Source organism: Pseudomonas sp. C32, from assembly GCF_030417915.1.
Classification (GTDB): Bacteria; Pseudomonadota; Gammaproteobacteria; order Pseudomonadales; family Pseudomonadaceae; genus Aquipseudomonas.
Window position 1 is genome coordinate 1 of the sequence record NZ_JAUHUK010000012.1, and the last position, 22,260, is coordinate 22,260.

Sequence of the window (22,260 nt, forward strand, 5' to 3'; positions counted from 1 at the left end):
GGACCAGGGATCGCAATATGCAAGCCGACTCTTTCGCCAGCGGTTGTGGCGATACCGCATGCGCCAGAGCATGAGTCGACGAGGAAACTGCTGGGATAACGCACCGATGGAGCGCGTATTTCGCAGCTTGAAAACAGAATGGATACCGACCGTGGGCTATCGAACAGCGCAGGAAGCACAGAGAGATATAAGCCATTTTTTGATGCATCGCTACAACTGGATTCAGCCTCATCAATTCAACGATGGGTTGGCACCAGCGCGGGCCGAGGAAAAACTTAACGTCGTGTCCGGAATTAGTTGACCACTACAGTATCGCCAATGCGCCGCAGTCATAAACTTCTCGTCGGAAATGCCAAGACAAACATAAAACTGCTTCTTAGTACGTGAGGCTTAAGGATCACATACTAATAATTTCAGTCCTCACACCCTGCCTTTCCTGCCCCGAACTTCCAAGCCAACCAACACAATGGTGCATACGCCACAGTTAAGCCGATCATCCAGGAACCGCCCGCCCCCACCCACATTGCCACAGGCAGCAGCCAGCCGACATTAATGACGACGATGGATAAAGTGATGACTCTATGCCCTTTAAAGTATCTTGAGGCCTGCTGATAAGCATGGCTGCGGTGAGCCTGGTATATTTTATCCCCCCGGATCAGCCGCATTACGAGGGTCCAGGTCGCATCGACGATAAATACACCCAGTAGAATCAGCCAGCTCCAGAGTAACTGTGGCACTGTCCATGCTGCCTGTATTGCTAGCGCACCTAATACAAGCCCCAAGAAGCCGCTACCGGCGTCTCCCATAAAAATACGTGCGGGGGGGAAATTCCAGAAAAGAAAGCCGACTACTGCTGCCGCTAACAACAGGGGGCCCCATACAAGCTCAATGACGCCCGCAACCCAATACACCAAGCAAATGGCTAGGCAGACACTGATCGCTTCAACACTGGCCAGTCCGTCGATTCCGTCCATAAAGTTGTAGAGGTTGAGCATCCAAACCAGATAAACAAGTGCCAGGAAGTTACCGAACCATCCCATATCAACGGCAACACCAAAGAGATCGATCGGAGGGAAGCCATTCAACCAATACAACGCCCATGCTGCGGCAATGAAGTGCCCAAGCAATCGCCACCTGGCGGCAATATGCCCATGGTCATCGGCGAACCCTATTACAGCAACGAACAAACCTGAGCCGAGCAGTCCACAAAAAGCTGCCGGGTTCAACATGTTCAGCCCAGCGAGTACGGGCAGCGCGAGGAGGAAAGACGTCACTATGGCCACCCCTCCCCCACGCGGTGTGGGATTCGTGTGGGAACTGCGCTCGTTGGGAATATCAATAAGACTCTTGGCCAAGGCATAACGATGCAATAGAAACGTCAGCCCCCAAGACACAAAGATCACCGCGATTAGCAGCCACCAAACAGTCATCTCGCTTGTTTTCCCTGATAATAGCCAGCGGTTTGTAGCATGGCATTGTCCATATTGACGGGCGGCGTCCACCCAAGTAACTCACGATTTTTGTTGATATCAACCTGGAGCGATCCACATAATCGCTGAGCGACAGCCTGTTTGCCCAAGGTCGACATTGCCAGCTTCAATAGACACTCAGGTATCGGCAAAAGCCGGGCAGGCTTGCCTAGTGCCCCAGACAAACGACGCAACAGTTGAGTAGTGGATAAGTCTTCGCCATCGCTGACCAGAAAAGTCTGATTGGCCGCTGCGGGATGATCAATACAGGTCACGATAAGGCTTACCAGGTTTGCTATGGCTACCAGGCTTCGTTGATTGCGAATAGCTCCAAACGGTAATGGTATACCTCGGTTCAGCCAACTCAGCATATTCAGGAAGTTCGCTTTGACACCAGGCCCATAGACCAGCGGTGGGCGGATAATTACCACTTCCATACCGGTTTCATCGCCCAGTTGCTTTAATGATACTTCTGCTTCGTACTTAGACACGCCGTACGGATCTAGCGGATTCGGACAATCATCAGCTTTGAACGGCTTGCCCAACAGGGTACTTTCGCCGTTCACTTTGATCGAACTGATGAAGATGAAGCGCTTGACCCCGGATTCGGCTGCGCGCCTTGCTAGCCGGAGAGTACCTTCCACGTTGACCTTACGAAATTCGGTCAGTGGATCTACAGCGCCTTCCTTCATGACATGCACCCGGGCTGCAGCGTGAATGACGACTTGCGCAGCACTGAGTGAGGGCAAAAGCAGGGGTTGCGTCAGGTCAAAGGGTTCTACCGTACAGAGTCCATGCAATCGCGTGGCACCTCGGACAGCGGCAATGACCTTGAACCTCTTGTCCACCAGAAGCCTGAACACCAGCGCTTCCCCCACGAACCCGCTTGCCCCAGTAACCAATACCTTGGGGACACTCATTTAGCTTTCTTCCCTATCAGCGCGGTGGCCCAGCAAATACAAAAAAAGAACACTTTATCCCTTACTCGTCGCCTACACCTCCAGCCGCTGAACGATAACCTCATCAGTTGAAGACGTCCCAACGGTAGCCAAGTTTGGACAAAGGGGTCATCGCCGCGCTCTACCAGCCGCGCAATCAACTGAACCTGATTGAACCACCAGCCATCATGAATAGTTTTATAACGGGATATCAGCGGACTCAAGCCGGTATTGGCACCGACCTGATTGCGTTCGTGCTGGCGATAGTCCATTGATGGTATCGGATCGATATACCATCGATAACTATTGCTGCGGGCAAAGGCATAGCAATACCAGTCGTGCAGACTCACTTCCTGCAGTAGCTGCCAGTTGATAAGCGTCTGGGCCTTTATTGACGTGGCCAGCTTTTTACTCATTACGTACGTGCAACCGGGCCCCGCCGCTTCGAAGAGAAAGTCCCACGAAACTTGAGGCTGCGCCTTATCTAGCAAACGGGTTTTGCCGTTAGGCCAAAAAGCGGTGACATTGCTGGAGTAGGCATCAACTTGGCGGGCTGATAGGGTTTGGGTCGCACGCTGCAATTTATCCGTGTTCCAGACATCATCCTGATCGCAAAAAGCTACGAAGTCGTAGGAGTCGAAACCGACATCGCGGATCAATCGAAAAAAATTGCGGGAGGCTCCGCCGAATACTCCTGCGGCCGGCAAGACGATGATGCGAGGATGCAGGGCAGCGTAGGCCATACACCAAGATTCGGTTCCGTCGATAGAAGGATCGATACTGATGTAAAGTGTGACGTTGACACCTGTCTGAGCAAGGATCGAGGCCAACTGTTCCTCGATCCACTGCATGCCATTGTAGGCTGCTAGCAATACCGCAACCTTGGGATACTTTACGGGCATGACTTCCCTGCCTAAATCTGTTGAGCACATCTACTCGGAAGGATTACGCCTTCAAATCAGTTAGAAGGTGAGTCCAGCAGCTTTTGCAGGTACTGACCGTAACCAGTCTTCTTCAGGGCTTCAGCTTGAGCGCCCAACTGCGCGGCAGTGATCCAACCGTTGCTGTAGGCAATCTCTTCCAGACAGGCAACTTTCAAACCTTGACGCTGCTCGATGGTATGCACGAAGTGACTGGCTTCAAGCAACGAATCATGCGTACCGGTATCAAGCCAGGCGAAACCACGACCAAGCATTTCGACACTGAGGGTCTTGCGCTCAAGATAAGCAAGGTTCACATCGGTGATTTCCAGCTCGCCGCGCTCGGAAGGCTTGATACTCTTGGCGATCTCGACTACTTCGTTGTCGTAGAAATACAAACCGGTTACCGCATAGTTAGACTTGGGTTCCAACGGTTTCTCTTCAATGCTAAGAGCACGACCGGTAGCATCGAATTCAACCACGCCAAAACGCTCAGGATCGGAGACGTGATAGCCGAACACTGTTGCGCCAGCTTGCTGATTGGTTGCTGAACGCAAGTTGTCCGAGAAGTGCTGACCATAAAAGATGTTGTCACCCAGAATCAGGCAGCAAGGATCTTTACCGATGAACTCTTCGCCGATGATGAACGCTTGAGCCAGACCGTCCGGGCTAGGCTGTTCGGCGTAAGTCAGCTTGATGCCATACAGGCTGCCGTCACCCAACAGCTTGCGAAAAGACGGCAAATCTTCAGGCGTGGAGATGATCAGAATCTCTCGCATACCCGCAAGCATGAGCACCGACAAAGGATAAAAAATCATCGGCTTGTCGTAGATCGGCAGCATCTGCTTGGAAACACCAAGGGTCAACGGATGCAGGCGCGTGCCCGAGCCGCCAGCTAGGATGATACCTTTACGATTTGTCGTGGTCATTTGTTCAGAACTTCCCTAAGCATTCGGGTTACGCCACTTTGCCAATCCGGCAAGTGTAGAGAAAAACTGTCACGCAGCTTCTGAGTATTCAAACGCGAATTCAGGGGACGGCGTGCAGGTGTCGGGTAAGCGGTGGTTTCGATCGGGTTGATTGCCGTGACTGCGAGTTGCTCGCCATTGGCCTGAGCAAAACCGATCACATGGCTTGCATAACCGTGCCAGGATACTTCGCCACCAGCGGCCAGATGATACAAGCCTGCCAACTCCGGGCGCTGCATGACTTGCTGTATGGCCAGCGCAGTCACATCAGCGATCAGATCAGCACCTGTCGGCGCACCGACCTGGTCCGCGATCACGCTCAGCGTCTCGCGATCCTTGGCCAGACGCAGCATGGTTTTGGCAAAGTTGTTACCACGAGCGCCGTAAACCCAACTGGTGCGAAAGATCAGGTGCTTGCAACCAGACGCTGTAATCGACTGTTCACCGGCCAGCTTGCTGGCACCGTAGTGATTCACTGGCGCGACGGCATCTATCTCTTGCCATGACCGCGAACCTTGACCGCTGAAAACGTAGTCGGTCGAGTAATGAATCAGCCAACCGCCTAAAGAAGCGACCTCCTCAGCCATGACCTGACTGGCTAGTCCGTTAACACGGTCGGCCAGTTCGGTCTCGGTCTCAGCCTTATCGACCGCGGTATAGGCTGCGGCATTGACGATGATGTCAGGCTTGACCTGACGGATCGTGGCGCGCAATGCCTCCAGATCGGACAGATCACCACATAATCCATCAACGGTATGGCGATCCAGTGCAAGCAGCTCACCCAATGGTGCAAGTGAGCGTTGCAGCTCCCAGCCGACTTGGCCGTTCTTCCCAAGTAGGAGGATTTTCATGCCTTGCTCGAACGATCCGAATAGTTCTGGTCGATCCACTGCTGATAGCTGCCACTCTTCACGTGAGCTACCCACTCGGTGTTGCTCAGGTACCATTCGACGGTCTTGCGAATGCCGGTTTCAAAGGTTTCTTCCGGCGTCCAACCCAGCTCACGCTGGATTTTGCTGGCGTCGATTGCGTAACGCTGATCGTGGCCCGGGCGATCCTGAACATAGGTGATCAGGCTGGCGTGCGGACGATGAGCGGAATCTGGACGCAGTTCGTCGAGCAGTGCACACAGGGTATTCACCACTTCGATGTTTTGCTTCTCGTTATGGCCGCCGATATTGTAAGTCTCGCCAATCACGCCTTCGGTCACGACTTTGTACAGTGCGCGGGCGTGGTCTTCGACATAGAGCCAGTCACGAACCTGATTACCTTTGCCGTAGACCGGCAGCGGCTTGCCTTCCAGTGCGTTGAGAATGATCAGCGGGATCAACTTCTCAGGGAAGTGGCACGGACCGTAGTTATTCGAACAGTTGGTGACCAGCGTCGGCAGGCCGTAGGTCCGAGCCCAAGCACGAACCAGGTGATCGGAGCTGGCCTTGCTGGCCGAATACGGCGAGCTTGGCTGATACGGTGTGGTTTCGGTGAAAAGGTCTTCCGGACCTTCGAGGTCTCCGTAGACTTCGTCGGTGGAAATATGGTGGAAGCGGAAGTTGGCTTTGCGCGCATCATCCAGTGCCGCCCAATAATGGCGTGCGGCTTCCAGCAAGGTGTAGGTGCCGATGATGTTGGTCTGGATGAATTCAGACGGACCCGAGATCGAGCGATCAACGTGAGACTCTGCGGCCAGGTGCATGATGGCATCCGGTTGATGTTCACGCAGGACACGGTCCACTTGATCACGGTCGCAAATGTCGACGCGTTCGAACACATAACGCGAGTTCTGGCTGACTTCGGCCAGCGACTCAAGATTACCGGCATAAGTCAGTTTATCGACGTTAACGACAGAGTCGTTAGTGTTGGAGATGATATGACGAATGACTGCCGAGCCGATAAACCCGGCGCCGCCGGTGACTAGAATTTTCACGCAAAATCTACCCTTAAGTTGCTGACAGGGCCGCCAACCGCGCACTGTCCAATCCATGAATGCAAAAGCCATCAAGTAAGCCGTGGCATCTGACAGAGTCAGTCGGGAATTTCCCTATCGACCAAGCGCAGCATTTTACAGCTTAATGAAGGTTTTACTAATGGATATGGATAAGCTGCGACGCAAATTCGACGCGCATAACGGGTTTGTCGCATTCAGACAAGGCGCTTGCGTGAGGCTTTGGACGAGCGTCCCAGAAACCAGCCCAGAACCGGCCCAATCACCATGCCAATAAGCAGTGCAACAACCACGACCAATGACACCGGCAACTGCGGCCCCGCCCAACCCAAGAACAGCAGAGAGACTGATTGCTGATTCTCGAGAACGAACGCCAGGATCGCCAAAATCAGCAGCAGGACGAATACCGCGAGCAATACGCGCTTGAGGTTACGCATCAGCGATTCCTTGAATGGCGACGACTGTCAAAGCCCCTCCTCCTCGTCCTCGTTCACCCGATCACGCAGTTCTTTGCCCGGCTTGAAATGCGGAACGAACTTGCCGTCGAGGCTGACGGACTGACCGGTTTTAGGATTGCGGCCTACGCGCGGCGCGCGGTAGTGCAGGGAGAAACTGCCAAAACCACGGATCTCGATGCGATCACCGGTGGCCAGACATTGGGACATTTGCTCAAGCATGGTCTTGATAGCCAGCTCCACATCCTTGGATGAGAGCAGCCCTTGATGGGTGACAATTCGTTCGATCAACTCCGACTTCGTCATATTTTTCCCTTCTTTTTCAAGCAGCTAGGAAAAGCGCTTCAAAGGTTTTAGCATGCCTGCATCATTTTGAACAGCCCGAGTTTTATCACCCTTCTACCGATACCAAAGTGCTCACCTCGAAGGTTCGGCAAGATGGAGCAAGGCCGCACACTCACCTGCAAATCACCAACATCGTGCGAGTCAGAAAACCCGCAGGATTGAACCCAAAGGGGAAAACCTCTTCTTCCTTGACATCATCTGATCTGGCGACAACCTGATAACCCGCCCCCTTGCACTCCTTCGCCGCACGCTTTTCACACCGCTCCCACTCCGACCCCAAGCCCGAACAATCGACTTCGATACCACTGACTCCACGCACCGCGTGAGTTTTGGCATTTGTGGCACAGCCTGCCAACGTCAGTACCGCTATCGCGACAACAAGCTTGTTCATTCACCTCCTTACTTCAGGTAGCCGACCGGAAGGGGGCGGCGACATAAACTATAGACTAGCTGCAAATAAGCGATTGATCCGACTAAAGAAAAAGACCATGGGCGAACACAAGGGTTTCATATCAACCCCCACGATCGGCGGACCCATCAAATTTCAGGCACAAAAAAGGGCGACCGAAGTCGCCCTTTTTTACAGAAAGTCAGAACTTAGTTCTGTTTTTCCGCTTGTGCAGCACGCAGCAGGTCACCCAGAGTGGTGGCTACTGGAGCGTCGCTACCAGTTGCTGGCTTGTCGCGCAGGCTCTGGATAGCTTCTTTCTCGTCTTCAACGTCTTTCGACTTGATCGAGAGCTGGATTACGCGGCTCTTGCGGTCAACGCTGATGATCTTGGCTTCTACTTCTTCGCCTTCTTTCAGAACGTTGCGCGCGTCTTCAACGCGGTCACGGCTGATTTCGGAGGCTTTCAGAGTCGCTTCGATATCGTCGGCCAGAGTGATGATGGCGCCTTTAGCGTCAACTTCCTTCACGATGCCTTTAACGATGGCGCCTTTGTCGTTCTCTTGAACGTACTCGGAGAACGGATCGCTTTCCAGTTGCTTGATACCCAGGGAGATGCGCTCGCGCTCTGGGTCAACCGACAGGATAACGGTGTCCAGCTCGTCGCCCTTCTTGAAACGGCGTACGGCTTCTTCGCCCACTTCGTTCCAGGAGATGTCGGACAGGTGAACCAGGCCGTCGATGCCGCCGTCCAGACCAATGAAGATACCGAAATCGGTGATCGACTTGATGGTGCCGGAGATTTTATCGCCCTTGTTGAACTGGCCAGAGAAATCTTCCCATGGGTTAGATTTGCACTGCTTGATGCCCAGGGAGATACGACGACGCTCTTCGTCGATGTCCAGAACCATAACTTCCACTTCGTCGCCGACTTGTACGACTTTCGAAGGGTGGATGTTCTTGTTGGTCCAGTCCATTTCGGAAACGTGTACCAGACCTTCAACGCCTTCTTCCAGCTCAGCGAAGCAGCCGTAGTCGGTCAGGTTGGTTACACGCGCGGTAACGCGAGTGCTTTCTGGGTAACGGGCTTTGATAGCAACCCATGGATCTTCGCCCAGTTGCTTCAGGCCCAGGGAAACACGATTGCGCTCGCGATCGTACTTCAGAACCTTGACATCGATCTCGTCGCCAACGTTGACGATTTCGGAAGGATGCTTGATACGCTTCCAAGCCATGTCGGTAATGTGCAGCAGGCCATCGACGCCACCCAGATCGACGAATGCGCCGTAATCGGTGAGGTTCTTGACGATACCTTTGACTTGTTGGCCTTCCTGCAGGGATTCCAGCAGAGCTTCGCGCTCGGCGGAGTTCTCGGCTTCCAGGACGCTACGACGGGAAACGACAACGTTGTTGCGCTTCTGGTCCAGCTTGATGACCTTGAATTCCAGCTCTTTGCCTTCCAGGTGCGTGGTGTCGCGCACTGGACGGACGTCAACCAGAGAACCTGGCAGGAACGCACGGATGCCGTTAACGTCGACAGTGAAGCCGCCTTTAACCTTACCGTTGATAACGCCCTTGACCACTTCTTCGGCTGCGAAGGCTGCTTCCAGAACAATCCAGCATTCAGCGCGTTTGGCTTTTTCACGGGACAGCTTGGTTTCACCAAAGCCGTCTTCAACCGAGTCCAGAGCAACGTGAACTTCGTCACCGACGTTGATGTTCAGTTCGCCAGCGTCGTTGTAGAACTGCTCAAGCGGGATGAGTGCTTCAGACTTCAGGCCAGCGTGAACGGTTACCCAGCGAGCTTGGTAATCGATATCAACGATAACACCGGTGATGATGGAGCCTGCCTGAAGGTTCAGGGTTTTTAGGCTTTCTTCAAAGAGTTCCGCAAAGCTTTCGCTCATTTTAATTCCTGTTGATGAGGGCGAAGAAAACGCCCATCTCCACACCCCAGACGGTGTGGGTTAGTTTCATTTAAAAGAAGCCACCGCAGGACTATGACTGGTCCCCTGCGGCCCTCTTGGTCACCCGGCGATATCGCGAATGGCGATCTCGCTCATGATGCGTTCCAGCACCTGTTCGATGGACAATTCCGTGGAATCCAGCTGTATGGCGTCAGCCGCCGGTTTGAGCGGGGCTACCGCTCGCTGGGTGTCACGCTCATCGCGTGCACGTATCTCATCTAGCAGACTCGACAGACTAACACCCTCGACTTTGCCCTTCAACTGCAAATATCGACGGCGTGCCCGCTCCTCGGCACTGGCGGTCAGGAAAATCTTCAGCGGTGCGTCCGGAAAAACCACCGTTCCCATGTCGCGTCCGTCCGCCACCAGGCCCGGCGCTTCCTGAAAAGCACGTTGGCGCTGCAGCAGCGCCTCACGTACAGCCGGCAGCGCAGCCACTTGGGAGGCACCGGAACCGACGCTTTCGGTGCGGATGACGTCGCTGACTTCATCGCCTTCCAGAATGATTCGCTGCAACTGACCTTCGGTCGCGGCAATGAACTGAACATCCAGATGAGCGGCAAGTTTCTTCAGCAATTCTTCGTTGGTCAGATCGACGCCATGGTTATGGGCAGCGAACGCCAGCAGTCGGTACAACGCACCGGAGTCCAGCAGATTCCAGCCCAGACGCTTGGCCAGAATCCCGGCTACCGTGCCTTTGCCCGAACCGCTTGGCCCATCGATGGTGATGACCGGTGCAATGCTGATCACGACTGTGCCTCTTGCGCAACGCGGATGCCGACCTGCGCGCACAGCGCGAGGAAGTTGGGGAACGAGGTCGCGACGTTGGCGCAATCATGGATGCGGATCGGGGCTGTAGCGCGCAGCGAGGCAACGCTGAAGGCCATCGCAATCCGGTGGTCGCCGTGACCATGCACTTCGCCGCCGCCGATCGAGCCACCGTCAATGATGATGCCATCCGGGGTTGGCTCGCACTTGACGCCCAGCGCCAGCAAGCCATCAGCCATGACCTGGATACGGTCCGACTCCTTGACCCGCAGCTCTTCTGCGCCAGTCAACACGGTACGCCCTTCGGCGCAGGCTGCCGCCACGAACAGCACCGGGAATTCGTCGATCGCCAAGGGCACCAGCTCTTCGGGAATCTCGATACCCTTGAGTTTAGCTGCCCGTACGCGCAGGTCGGCTACTGGTTCGCCACCCACTTCACGCTGGTTTTCCAGCGTGATGTCGGCGCCCATCAGACGCAGGATGTCGATGACACCAGTGCGGGTCGGGTTGATGCCGACGTGCTCCAGCACCAGCTCCGAACCTTCGGCGATCGATGCAGCCACCAGGAAGAAAGCCGACGAAGAGATATCGCCCGGCACTTCGATATGAGTGGCCGTCAGTTTGTTGCCGGATTCGACCGACGCGGTTGCACCGTCGACGCTGACCGGGTAACCGAAGCCACGCAGCATGCGTTCGGTGTGATCGCGGGTCGGCGCAGGCTCGGTCACGGTGGTTTTGCCTTCGGCATACAGACCGGCCAACAGCAGGCAGGATTTAACCTGGGCACTGGCCATCGGCATGGTGTAGGTCAGGCCTTTGAGCTTGTGACCACCACGAATGATCATCGGTGGACGACCTTCAGCGGCGGTCTCGATCACCGCACCCATTTCACGCAGCGGATTGGCCACGCGATTCATCGGGCGCTTGGACAGCGAGGCGTCGCCGGTCAGGGCGCTGTCGAAGTTCTGCGCAGCCAGCAGACCGGAAAGCAGACGCATCGATGTGCCGGAGTTACCCAGATAGATCGGACCCGGCGCAGGCTTCAGGCCATGCAGGCCGACGCCGTGAATGGTCACGCGACCGTGGTGCGGACCTTCGATCACGACGCCCATGTCACGGAACGCCTGCAAGGTCGCCAGGGCGTCTTCGCCCTCGAGGAAACCTTCGACTTCGGTGACGCCTTCAGCCAGGGAGCCAAGCATGATCGAACGGTGGGAAATCGATTTGTCACCTGGTACGCGAATCCGACCGGACAGGCGGCCACCAGGTTGAGCCAGGAAAATCAGATCGTTGGAATTCATAGCGTCCACATAGGCCCTGCGGGCCAGGATTTTACTGAAATGCTCGCGGGCAACCCGGGCGCGAGTGAAAACGCCCAACAATTGGTGCCCATCCCCTGCATCGACCGCGTCGCGCAAGGCGTCGAGGTCGCTGCGAAATGTATCGAGTGTGCGCAGGACAGCTTCGCGGTTGGCGAGGAAGATGTCGTGCCACATGACCGGGTCGCTTCCGGCGATTCTTGTGAAATCGCGGAAACCGCCCGCAGCGTAACGGAAGATCTCAAGATTTTCATTGCGCTTGGCCAGTGAATCGACCAAACCGAATGCCAGCAAGTGCGGCAGATGACTGGTCGCCGCGAGGACTTCGTCGTGACGTTCGACCTGCATGTGTTCGACATCGGCACCCAGCTCGCGCCACAAGCGGTCGACCACCGCCAACGCTGCCGGATCGGTTTGATCCAGTGGCGTCAGAATGACTTTATGGCGACGGAACAATTCAGCATTGGAGGCTTCCACCCCGCTCTGCTCGGAACCGGCAATCGGATGCCCGGGCACGAAGTTCGCCGGCATGCCGCCAAATGCCTCAGTCGCTGCGCGCACAACGTTACCCTTGGCGCTGCCGACGTCGGTCAAAACCGCCTTACCCAGATCCATGCCAGCCAACCGGCCAAGCATTTTTTCCATGGCCAGAATCGGCACCGCCAACTGAATGACATCAGCGCCCTGGCAAGCAACAGCCAGATCTTCTTCGCAGCGATCCACCACACCCAGCTCAACAGCCAACAGGCGCGACTGCGGATCGAGATCGACCCCCACCACTTCGCGGCACAGACCACTTTCACGCAGACCCTTGGCAAACGAACCGCCGATCAACCCCAGACCGACCACCACCAGGCGCCCGATCATAGGTTCAGCAGATTGCGGTGCAGTGACATCAACCACGAGCCAGAACCTTGGTCAGCGCGCCAAGGAAGCGGCTGTTTTCCGCCGGCAAACCAATGGTGACGCGCAAATGGTTCGGCATGCCGTAGTTGGCTACCGGACGCACGATCACGCCTTCGCGCAGCAAGCCCTGGAAGACCGGAGCCGCTTCACGCGCCAGATCCACACAAATGAAGTTGCCCTTGGACGGAATCCAGCCCAACCCCAGCTCGCGAAAACCCGCTTCCAGTTGCTGCATGCCGGATTCGTTGAGGCGACGGCTTTCCGCCAGGTACTGATCGTCCTTCAACGCCGCACAAGCAGCGGCCTGGGCCAGGCTGTTGACGTTGAATGGCTGACGCACGCGGTTCAATACATCGGCGACCACAGCGGTGGACAAGCCGTAACCCACTCGAAGTGCGGCCAGGCCGTAAGCCTTGGAGAACGTGCGCGAAACCAGTAGGTTTGGATAGGCCGCCAGGAAGTCGAGACCGTCCGGCAGGTCGCTGCCTTCGGCGTACTCGATGTAGGCCTCATCCAGCACCACCAGCACATGTTCCGGGACATCCTGCAGGAATTCGTCCAGCGCTTCAGCGCCAAACCAGGTCCCGGTCGGGTTGTTCGGGTTGGCAATGAAGACTACGCGGGTATCGGCATCGATCGCCGCCAACATGGCAGGCAAGTCATGCCCCCACTCCTTGGCCGGAATCACTTTGGCTTGAGCGCCGACAGCCTGAGTCGCGATCGGATAAACCGCGAATGCGTGTTCACTGAACACGGCATTCAGGCCCGGTGCCAGGTAGGCACGCGCGACCAGCTCGAGAATGTCATTGGAACCGTTACCCAAGGTCACCTGGTTCAGCTCGACGCGGCACTGTTCAGCCAACAAGGTCTTGAGCGCAAAACCATTGCCGTCCGGATAGCGGGTCAGCTCGGCCAGCTCTTCGCGAATGGCTGCCAATGCCTTGGGGCTGGCACCCAACGGGTTTTCGTTGCTCGCCAGTTTGACGATGCTGGCCGGATCGAGATCCAGCTCACGCGCCAGTTCGTCCACGGGTTTGCCCGGAACGTAAGGCGAAAGTTGTTGCACGCCCGGCTGTGCCAGAGCGAGGAAATTGCCACTCATTGCTACCGCCCCTTAGAGAACTGCTTTCGGGTAGGAACCCAGCACTTTGAGTGCCACTGCTTCCTGACTGATCTTTTCCAGCACACCTTTGACCAGCGGGTCGCGGTGGTGGCCGACGAAGTCGATGAAGAACACGTAGGTCCATTTACCGCTGCGCGAAGGACGAGTCTCGATCCGCGTCAGATCGATACCGTTATCGTGGAATGGCACCAGCAACTCGTGCAACGCGCCCGGCTTGTTGCTCATCGAAACGATGATGGACGTTTTGTCGTCGCCGGTCGGTGGCACTTCCTGATTACCGATCATCAGGAAGCGCGTGGAGTTGTCCGGGCGATCCTCGATCTTCTCGGCCAATCGGGTCAGACCGTACAGGCCCGCCGCCATGTCGCCGGCAATCGCCGCCGAGTTCCACTCTCCCTTGACCCGCTTGGCCGCTTCGGCGTTGCTGGACACCGCCACGCGCTCGACATTCGGGTAATGGGCGTCCAGCCATTTGCGGCACTGGGCCAGGGACTGGGCGTGGGAATAGATGCGGCTGATGCTGTCGGTCTTGGTGTTTTCGCCCACCAACAGGTGATGGTGGATGCGCAACTCGACTTCGCCGCAGATCACCATGTCATGTTCGAGGAAGCTGTCGAGGGTGTGGTTGACCGCGCCTTCGGTGGAGTTTTCCACCGGGACCACGCCAAAATTCACCGCACCTGCCGCCACTTCGCGGAACACTTCGTCGATCGCCGCCATCGGCTTGCTGATCACGGCGTGGCCGAAATGCTTCATGGCCGCCGCTTGGGTAAAGGTGCCTTCAGGACCGAGGTACGCCACTTTCAGCGGCTGCTCGAGCGCCAGGCACGAAGACATGATTTCGCGGAACAGCCGCGCCATCTCTTCGTTGCCCAACGGCCCCTGATTGCGCTCCATGACTCGTTTGAGCACCTGAGCTTCACGCTCAGGACGATAGAACACCGGCACTTCGCCTTCGGCCAGCGAGGCCATCTTTACCCGCGCAACTTCCTGGGCGCAGCGTGCGCGCTCACTGATCAGCTCCAGGACTTTGGTGTCCAGAGCATCAATGCGAACGCGCAGTGCCTTGAGTTCTTGCTCAGACATTAGCCATGTTCCTTCTCGAACTCTGCCATGTACGAAACCAGTGCGTTGACCGCAACAATGTCGACGGCGTTATAGATGGAAGCGCGCATGCCACCCACGGAGCGGTGACCCTTGAGGTTCAGCAGGCCACGTTCGTCGGCACCGGCCAGGAACGGCTTGTCCAGACGGTCGTCCGCGAGGCGGAACGGCACGTTCATCCACGAGCGGTCCGGCTCGTTGATCGGGTTGCTGTAGAGGCCGCTGGCGTCGATGAAGTCGTAAAGCGTGCGCTTTTTCACTTCATTGAGCTTGCCGATGGCTTCGACACCACCCTGCTCCTTCAGCCATTCGAACACCAGACCGGACAAGTACCAGGCCAGGGTCGGCGGCGTGTTGTACATCGAGCCGTTATCGGCCGCGACCTTGTAGTTGAGCATGGTCGGGCAGATGGAGCGCGCGTGACCCAGCAGGTCTTCGCGAACGATGTTGACCACGATGCCGCTCGGGCCGATGTTTTTCTGGGCGCCGGCGTAGATCATGCCGAAACGCGAAACATCCACCGGGCGCGACAGGATGTCCGAAGACATGTCGGCTACCAGCGGAACGTCGCCGGTTTCCGGGATCCACTGGAATTCCAGGCCGCCGATGGTTTCGTTCGGCGCGTAATGAACGTAGGCCGCGTCTTTCGACAGCTTCCATTCGTTCTGGCCGGGAATGGCGAAATAGTCGTAAGGCTTGGCGGTGGCAGCCACATTGACATTGCCGAAGCGCGAAGCTTCTTCGATCGCTTTCTGCGACCAGATACCGGTGTCGATATAGTCGGCAGAGCCGTTTTCCGGCAGCAGGTTCAGAGGGATCTGAGCGAACTGCTGGCTGGCGCCACCTTGCAGGAACAGCACTTTATAGTTCGAGGGGATATTCAGCAGATCACGCAGATCCTGCTCGGCCTTGGTGGCGATGGACACGAACTCATCACTGCGATGGCTCATTTCCATGACCGACAGGCCCTTGCCGTGCCAGTCAAGGAGTTCACCCTGGGCGCGCTTCAGGACAGCTTCGGGAAGCGCCGCAGGACCGGCACAGAAGTTATAGGCTCTCTTGCTCACATCCAATCTCGCTCTGATTTGGTGGTATCACGCAATAAATCTGTAAACACTGAAACCCTGTAGGAGCTGTCGAGTGAAACGAGGCTGCGATCTTTCCCGATCCCCATGAAGCAAGATCAAAAGATCGCAGCCTCGTTTCACTCGACAGCTCCTACAGGTCCTACATTCAAACGGGAGAAACAAGAAGGGGGCGAATTTTCATCCGCCCCCTGTTTACCCGCTTACTCTTGTGGTTCTTCGTCAGCGGCGGCGTCGAGCTGTTGGTCTTCGACAGCGTCGTCGATCACAACTTCACCCTCGAACACGGCACCCTCTTCGCCTTCCAGCTCTTCGCCTTCGACTTCCGACGGTTCCTGAACCCGTTCCAGCCCGACCAGCGTTTCGTCGCTGGCCAGTTTGATCAGGGTCACGCCCTGGGTGTTACGACCCAGGCTGGACACTTCGTCGACACGGGTACGTACCAGCGTGCCCTGGTCGGAAATCAGCATGATTTCTTCGCCATCAAGCACCTGGACCGCGCCGACCAGACGGCCGTTACGGTCGTTGCTGACCATGGCGATAACGCCTTGACCGCCACGTTTGTACTCAGGGAACTCGGTGATCGCGGTGCGCTTGCCGAAGCCACGCGCCGAAGCGGTGAGGATCTGGCTGCCTTCTTCCGGGATCAGCATGGAAATCAGCTTCTGGCCTTCTGGCAGACGCATGCCGCGGACACCGCGAGCGGTACGGCCCATGGCGCGAACGTCAGTTTCCTTGAAACGAGTAACCTTGCCGCCATCGGAGAACAGCATGACTTCGCGCTCGCCATCGGTAATGGCGGCAGAGATCAGTACGTCGCCTTCGTCCAGTTCCAGCGCGATCAGACCGACGCTGCGTTGACGGCTGAAGGATTCCAGCGGGGTCTTCTTCACAGTGCCTTTGGCAGTGGCCATGAAGATGAAGTGACCTTCGGTGTATTCCTCGACCGGCAGCATGGTGGTGATGTATTCATCACTGTCCAGCGGCAGCAGGTTGACCAGCGGACGACCACGGGCAGCGCGGGACGCTTCCGGAATTTCGTAGGTTTTCAGCCAGTACACTTTGCCTTTGCTGGAGAACAGCAGCAGCGTGGTGTGGCTGTTGGCGACCAGCAGGTGAGCAATGTAGTCCTCATCCTTCACACCGGTAGCCGATTTGCCTTTACCGCCACGACGCTGAGCCTGGTACGCAGCCAATGGCTGGGTCTTGGCGTAGCCACCGTGGGAAATGGTCACGACGCGCTCTTCTTCCGGGATCATGTCACCCAGGGTCAGGTCCAGACGCGCATCGAGAATCTCGGTGCGACGCACGTCGCCGTACTCGGCGCGGATCACTTCCAGCTCTTCGCGGATCACTTCCATCAGGCGCGTGGCGCTGCTGAGGATGCGGATCAGTTCGCCGATCTGGTTGAGGATCTCTTGATACTCGGCCAGCAGCTTTTCGTGTTCCAGACCGGTCAGACGGTGCAGACGCAGTTCCAGAATGGCTTGTGCCTGTTCCGGGGACAGGAAGTACTTGCCCTCGCGCAGACCGTATTGCGGGTCCAGGGTCTCCGGACGGCAAGAATCGGCACCGGCACGCTCGACCATCGCCACTACGGCGGAGGATTCCCAGGCCGTGCTGATCAGCGCTTCCTTGGCTTCCGACGGGGTTGGCGAGGCCTTGATCAGGGCGATGACCGGGTCGATGTTCGACAGGGCAACCGCTTGACCTTCAAGAATGTGCCCACGCTCGCGGGCTTTACGCAGCTCGAACACCGTACGGCGGGTAACGACTTCGCGACGGTGGCGAACGAACGCTTCCAGCAGGTCCTTGAGGTTCAGGATCCGCGGACGGCCATCGATCAGCGCAACGATGTTGATACCGAATACTGCTTGCAGCTGGGTCTGGGCATAGAGGTTGTTGAGGATGACCTCAGGCACTTCGCCGCGACGCAGCTCGATCACGACGCGCATACCGTCCTTGTCGGACTCGTCGCGCAGTTCGGTGATGCCTTCCAGTTTCTTCTCTTTAACCAGCTCGGCGATCTTCTCGATCAGACGCGCCTTGTTCAGCTGGTATGGGAGTTCGGTGATGACGATCTGCTGGCGGCCACCGACCTTGTCGATGTCTTCGATCATCGAGCGGGCGCGCATGTAAATGCGGCCACGACCGGTGCGGTAGGCTTCGATGATGCCGGCACGACCGTTGATGATCGCCGCGGTCGGGAAGTCCGGACCCGGGATGTATTGCATCAGCTCGTCGACAGTCAGCTCGGGATTGTCGATGAGCGCCAGGCAACCGTCGATGACTTCACCGAGGTTGTGCGGCGGAATGTTGGTCGCCATGCCCACGGCGATACCGCTGGAGCCGTTGACCAACAGGTTGGGAATACGGGTCGGCATGACCGCCGGGATCATTTCGGTGCCGTCGTAGTTCGGCACCCAGTCCACGGTTTCTTTATGCAGGTCAGCCAGCAGCTCGTGCGCCAGCTTGGTCATGCGCACTTCGGTGTATCGCATGGCCGCGGCGTTGTCGCCGTCCACGGAACCGAAGTTGCCCTGACCGTCTACCAGCAGGTAGCGCAAGGAGAATGGCTGCGCCATCCGAACGATGGTGTCGTACACCGCGGTATCACCGTGCGGGTGATACTTACCGATCACGTCACCGACAACACGGGCAGATTTCTTGTACGGCTTGTTGAAGTCGTTGCCCAGCTCGCTCATCGCGAACAGCACACGCCGGTGCACGGGCTTCAAGCCATCGCGCGCATCCGGCAGTGCCCGCCCGACAATTACGCTCATCGCGTAGTCGAGGTAGGACTGCTTCAGCTCGTCTTCGATATTGACCGGGAGGATTTCTTTGGCCAGTTCGCCCATGAGAAGCCTGATTCCTTTTTCTGGTGAAACTTCGTCATATCCATATGGGACCAACGAAGCTCGTCGCTGCAGGCTGAGTGCCATGCACCGACTTACGACAAATCAACGAGTTATGCCATGGATCTGCGCAGTACAGGTTGCCACTTCGGGCAACCCTGGAAACCGCCGGATGTTATCACAAGAGCCGCCACGCACCTATCCCCCTGACGCGCATGGAGAGTAGTTAGTTGACCGGTGACAGGCTTGAAGGGGACGAGAGAAGCTTAGAGCTTCTTTGAATGCAGATATGAGGCTTGGCTTGCGGATGTTTATTGACTTTTAAGGCCCCATCGCTGGCAAGCCAGCTCCTACAGGTTTTGCGCCCACCACTAACCCTGTAGGAGCTGGCTTGCCAGCGATGGCGACCTTTCAGGCACAACACCCCTTTAATGCAGACGCTTACGGCACATCAACTGCGCCATTTTCGCAGTGTCCGGGCGCTCGACGATGCCTTTTTCGGTGACGATCGCATCAATCAGGTCCGCCGGGGTCACGTCAAACACGGGATTGAACGCATCGACATCCGCCCCCACCCGCTTGCCGCCAACGTCCAGCAGTTCACGACCATCACGCTCTTCAATCGGAATGTCGTCGCCACTGGCCAGGTGCATGTCGATGGTCGAGCTCGGCGCGACAACCATGAAGCGCACGCCGTGGTGCATGGCGTTGACTGCCAATTGATAGGTGCCGATTTTGTTCGCCACGTCGCCATTGGCGGTGATCCGGTCAGCGCCGACGATCACCCAGGTAATGCCCTTGGTCTTCATGATATGGGCGGCAGCGGAGTCGGCATTGAGGGTCACGGGAATGCCCTCGTTGGCCAGTTCCCACGCAGTCAACCGCGAACCCTGCAGCCATGGACGGGTTTCGTCGGCGTACACGCGCTCGATCATGCCCTCGATGAACGCACCGCGGATCACCCCCAGCGCCGTACCGAAGCCGCCGGTGGCCAGTGCGCCGGTATTGCAGTGGGTCAGAATGGTCTGGGCATTGCCCTGGTGCTTGCGGATCAGGTCGACACCCAACTGCGCCATGGTCAGGTTGGCTTCGCGATCACTTTCGTGAATGGCGATAGCCTCGGCCTCCAGCGCCGTCAGCGGATCGGCATTTTCTTTCAGACGATCAAGTCGGTCGTGCATGCGGCCCAGCGCCCAAAACAGATTGACTGCTGTCGGACGGGAATCGGCCAGCAGCGCGAAATCCTCTTCCAGCGCCGCGTACCAGTCGCCACCCTCGGCAATTCGCTCACGGGCTGCCAGCACAATGCCGTAAGCCGCACTGATACCAATGGCCGGGGCGCCACGCACCACCATCGAGCGAATGGCTTCTGCCACGCCGGCTGCGCTGGTGTAGGCAATCCAAGTTTCCTCGAACGGCAAAATACGCTGATCCAGCAGATACAGGGCACCATCACGCCAATCGATGGCCTTAACCTTTTCCGCAGCCAACAGTCGATCGCGCATCCCACACCCCGTACTCAGTAACAAAGCCGCCGATTATAGCGAGCCCCCCGCGAAGACGCTCGGGTATACTTCGCCATCCTTTACAAAAGCACTGGAACCAACCTTCGATGCCGAACACTGCCGCTGCGCTCGACCTGTTATTACTGCCGACCTGGCTGATACCCGTCGAACCCGCTGGTGTTGTCCTCAAAGAACATGGCGTGGGCATCCGTGATGGACGCATCGTGTTTATCGGCCCACGTTCCGCTGCCCTGAAGCTTAACGCAACCGAAATTCGCGAATTGCCTGACGTGCTGCTCAGCCCCGGCCTGATCAACGCCCATGGTCACGCGGCGATGAGCCTGTTCCGCGGGCTGGCCGATGACCTGCCGCTGATGACCTGGCTGGAAAACCATATCTGGCCCGCTGAAGCCAAATGGGTCGACGAGGATTTCGTGCGCGATGGCACGGACCTGGCCATCGCCGAGCAGCTCAAGGGCGGTATCACCTGCTTTTCCGACATGTATTTTTTCCCGAAGATCGCCAGCGAACGCGTGCACAACGCCGGCATCCGTGCACAGATCGCCATTCCGATCCTCGACTTCCCGATCCCGGGCGCCAGCAGCGCGGACGAAGCCATTCGTCAGGGCGTCGAGTTGTTCGGCGATCTCAAGCATCACGAACGCATCAAGATCACCTTCGGCCCCCACGCGCCTTACACCGTGGGCGATGAGAACCTGGAAAAAATCCGTGTGATCGCCGAAGAGCTAGACGCGTCGATCCATATGCACGTGCACGAAACCGCATTCGAAGTGCAGCAGTCGGTCGAACAGCGCGGCGAACGTCCGTTGGCCCGTCTTGCGCGCCTTGGCCTGCTGGGGCCGCGTTTCCAGGCGGTTCATATGACCCAGGTCAGCGAAGAAGACCTTGCGCTGCTGGTAGAAAGCAACACCCATGTGATTCATTGCCCGGAGTCGAACCTGAAGCTGGCCAGCGGTTTCTGTCCGGTCGAGCGTTTGTGGCAGGCCGGGGTCAATGTCGCGGTCGGCACTGATGGTGCGGCCAGCAACAATGACCTCGACCTGCTGGGGGAAACCCGCACCGCTGCCCTGCTGGCCAAGGCCGTCGCCGGTTCCGCCACGGCACTGGACGCCCACCGCGCCCTGCGCATGGCCACCCTCAACGGCGCCCGGGCGCTGGGGATCGAGGCCGACGTCGGCTCGCTGGAAATCGGCAAGGCTGCGGACATCGTGGCGTTCGATCTTTCCGGCCTGGCCCAGCAACCGGTGTACGACCCGGTATCGCAGCTTATTTACGCCACCGGCCGGGACTGTGTGAAACACCTTTGGGTCGCCGGCAAACAATTGCTCGATGACCGTCGCCTGACGCGCATGGATGAACAGCAACTCAGCGCCACCGCCAAGGCCTGGGGCCAGCGCATCAGCGGCCGTACCGAATCGTAAGCCCCCCGGACCAACCCCGGGGCAACAGGATTTTTCAAGTTTTTCGAGGACTTAAACCATGAGCAACGTCGACTACGCCGAAATCGCCAAATTCGAGGCCCTGGCCCATCGCTGGTGGGACCGTGAGAGCGAATTCAAACCGCTGCACGACATCAACCCGCTGCGGGTCAACTGGATTGACGAACGCGTCAACCTGGCTGGCAAGAAGGTACTCGACGTCGGTTGCGGCGGCGGCATCCTCAGCGAAGCCATGGCTCAGCGCGGCGCCACCGTAATGGGCATCGACATGGGCGAAGCGCCGTTGGCGGTCGCGCAGTTGCATCAGCTGGAGTCCGGCGTGAGCGTCGAATACCGACAGATCACCGCTGAAGCCCTGGCCGAGGAAATGCCCGAGCAGTTCGACGTGGTCACCTGCCTGGAAATGCTCGAACACGTGCCGGACCCATCTTCGGTGATCCGTGCCTGCTTCCGCATGGTCAAGCCCGGCGGCCAGGTGTTCTTCTCGACCATCAACCGCAACCCGAAGGCGTACCTGTTCGCCATCGTCGGCGCCGAATACATCATGAAGCTGCTGCCGCGCGGCACCCACGACTTCAAGAAATTCATCCGCCCTTCCGAGCTCGGCGCCTGGAGCCGCATGGCCGGCCTGACCGTCAAGGACATCATCGGCCTGACGTACAACCCGCTCACCAAGCACTACAAACTGGCGGCCGACGTGGACGTCAACTACATGATCCAGACCCTGCGCGAGGAGTAAGTCG

At 57.4% G+C, this 22,260-nt stretch carries 20 protein-coding genes; 3 read left to right on the top strand and 17 right to left on the bottom strand.

Annotated features, from left to right (window positions below):
• On the top strand, window positions 1-301 hold a 301-nt coding region (locus tag QYH43_RS15015), incomplete at its 5' end, for an integrase core domain-containing protein (RefSeq protein WP_301157292.1).
• Between the two features lie 112 nt (window positions 302-413).
• On the opposite strand, the gene QYH43_RS15020 is transcribed toward QYH43_RS15015, so the two are convergent.
• From QYH43_RS15020 to mtnA, 17 genes are all read right to left on the bottom strand, one after another.
• Window positions 414-1,430 (bottom strand): glycosyltransferase family 4 protein, encoded by a 1,017-nt coding sequence (locus QYH43_RS15020; protein WP_301157293.1) that lies wholly within the window; start codon window positions 1,428-1,430, stop codon window positions 414-416.
• Window positions 1,427-2,389 (bottom strand): SDR family oxidoreductase, encoded by a 963-nt coding sequence (locus QYH43_RS15025; protein WP_301157294.1) that lies wholly within the window; start codon window positions 2,387-2,389, stop codon window positions 1,427-1,429. Before QYH43_RS15025 ends, QYH43_RS15020 begins: the two co-directional genes overlap by 4 nt.
• Entirely contained in the window at window positions 2,386-3,309 is a 924-nt protein-coding gene (locus tag QYH43_RS15030; RefSeq protein ID WP_301157295.1) for a glycosyltransferase, read from the bottom strand. The genes QYH43_RS15025 and QYH43_RS15030 overlap by 4 nt, the downstream gene beginning before the upstream one ends.
• A 56-nt stretch (window positions 3,310-3,365) precedes the next feature.
• Window positions 3,366-4,256, bottom strand: coding sequence for a glucose-1-phosphate thymidylyltransferase RfbA (gene rfbA, locus QYH43_RS15035; protein ID WP_301157296.1), 891 nt, complete (start codon window positions 4,254-4,256; stop codon window positions 3,366-3,368).
• On the bottom strand, window positions 4,253-5,146 hold the full coding sequence (gene rfbD, locus QYH43_RS15040; RefSeq protein ID WP_301157380.1) for a dTDP-4-dehydrorhamnose reductase: 894 nt from the start codon (window positions 5,144-5,146) through the stop codon (window positions 4,253-4,255). Before rfbD ends, rfbA begins: the two co-directional genes overlap by 4 nt.
• On the bottom strand, window positions 5,143-6,219 hold the full coding sequence (gene rfbB, locus QYH43_RS15045; protein WP_301157297.1) for a dTDP-glucose 4,6-dehydratase: 1,077 nt from the start codon (window positions 6,217-6,219) through the stop codon (window positions 5,143-5,145). Before rfbB ends, rfbD begins: the two co-directional genes overlap by 4 nt.
• Window positions 6,220-6,434: 215 nt before the next feature.
• Window positions 6,435-6,674: a lipopolysaccharide assembly protein LapA domain-containing protein gene (locus tag QYH43_RS15050; RefSeq protein WP_301157298.1), complete on the bottom strand. Its 240-nt coding sequence runs from the start codon at window positions 6,672-6,674 to the stop codon at window positions 6,435-6,437.
• A gap of 27 nt (window positions 6,675-6,701) precedes the next feature.
• Complete coding sequence (gene ihfB / locus QYH43_RS15055; protein ID WP_003369729.1) at window positions 6,702-6,998, bottom strand: integration host factor subunit beta; 297 nt, start codon at window positions 6,996-6,998, stop codon at window positions 6,702-6,704.
• Window positions 6,999-7,149: 151 nt separating this feature from the next.
• Window positions 7,150-7,428, bottom strand: a complete 279-nt coding sequence (locus QYH43_RS15060; RefSeq protein WP_301157299.1) for a hypothetical protein — start codon at window positions 7,426-7,428, stop codon at window positions 7,150-7,152.
• 206 nt (window positions 7,429-7,634) lie between these two features.
• Complete coding sequence (rpsA, locus tag QYH43_RS15065) at window positions 7,635-9,332, bottom strand: 30S ribosomal protein S1 (protein ID WP_095056672.1); 1,698 nt, start codon at window positions 9,330-9,332, stop codon at window positions 7,635-7,637.
• A gap of 120 nt (window positions 9,333-9,452) precedes the next feature.
• Window positions 9,453-10,142: a (d)CMP kinase gene (gene cmk, locus QYH43_RS15070; RefSeq protein ID WP_095056671.1), complete on the bottom strand. Its 690-nt coding sequence runs from the start codon at window positions 10,140-10,142 to the stop codon at window positions 9,453-9,455.
• The gene (locus QYH43_RS15075; RefSeq protein ID WP_301157381.1) at window positions 10,139-12,346 is read right to left on the bottom strand and encodes a bifunctional prephenate dehydrogenase/3-phosphoshikimate 1-carboxyvinyltransferase; all 2,208 of its coding nucleotides are present in this window, start codon (window positions 12,344-12,346) and stop codon (window positions 10,139-10,141) included. Before QYH43_RS15075 ends, cmk begins: the two co-directional genes overlap by 4 nt.
• Window positions 12,347-12,374: 28 nt before the next feature.
• On the bottom strand, window positions 12,375-13,487 hold the full coding sequence (gene hisC / locus QYH43_RS15080) for a histidinol-phosphate transaminase (protein WP_301157300.1): 1,113 nt from the start codon (window positions 13,485-13,487) through the stop codon (window positions 12,375-12,377).
• Between the two features lie 12 nt (window positions 13,488-13,499).
• The gene (pheA, locus tag QYH43_RS15085) at window positions 13,500-14,594 is read right to left on the bottom strand and encodes a prephenate dehydratase (RefSeq protein ID WP_027620100.1); all 1,095 of its coding nucleotides are present in this window, start codon (window positions 14,592-14,594) and stop codon (window positions 13,500-13,502) included.
• Window positions 14,594-15,679, bottom strand: a complete 1,086-nt coding sequence (serC, locus tag QYH43_RS15090) for a 3-phosphoserine/phosphohydroxythreonine transaminase (protein ID WP_095056668.1) — start codon at window positions 15,677-15,679, stop codon at window positions 14,594-14,596. The genes pheA and serC overlap by 1 nt, the downstream gene beginning before the upstream one ends.
• 221 nt (window positions 15,680-15,900) lie before the next feature.
• A complete protein-coding gene (gene gyrA / locus QYH43_RS15095) occupies window positions 15,901-18,555 on the bottom strand; it encodes a DNA gyrase subunit A (protein WP_095056667.1) in 2,655 nt (884 codons plus the stop codon).
• A gap of 425 nt (window positions 18,556-18,980) precedes the next feature.
• Window positions 18,981-20,057, bottom strand: coding sequence for an S-methyl-5-thioribose-1-phosphate isomerase (mtnA, locus tag QYH43_RS15100; protein WP_095056666.1), 1,077 nt, complete (start codon window positions 20,055-20,057; stop codon window positions 18,981-18,983).
• Window positions 20,058-20,164: 107 nt separating this feature from the next.
• On the opposite strand from mtnA, the gene QYH43_RS15105 reads away from it, so the two are divergent.
• Both QYH43_RS15105 and ubiG read left to right on the top strand, forming a co-directional pair.
• On the top strand, window positions 20,165-21,499 hold the full coding sequence (locus tag QYH43_RS15105) for a TRZ/ATZ family hydrolase (RefSeq protein WP_301157301.1): 1,335 nt from the start codon (window positions 20,165-20,167) through the stop codon (window positions 21,497-21,499).
• 58 nt (window positions 21,500-21,557) lie between these two features.
• Window positions 21,558-22,256, top strand: a complete 699-nt coding sequence (ubiG, locus tag QYH43_RS15110; RefSeq protein WP_046042598.1) for a bifunctional 2-polyprenyl-6-hydroxyphenol methylase/3-demethylubiquinol 3-O-methyltransferase UbiG — start codon at window positions 21,558-21,560, stop codon at window positions 22,254-22,256.
• The last annotated feature ends 4 nt before the right edge of the window (window positions 22,257-22,260 follow it).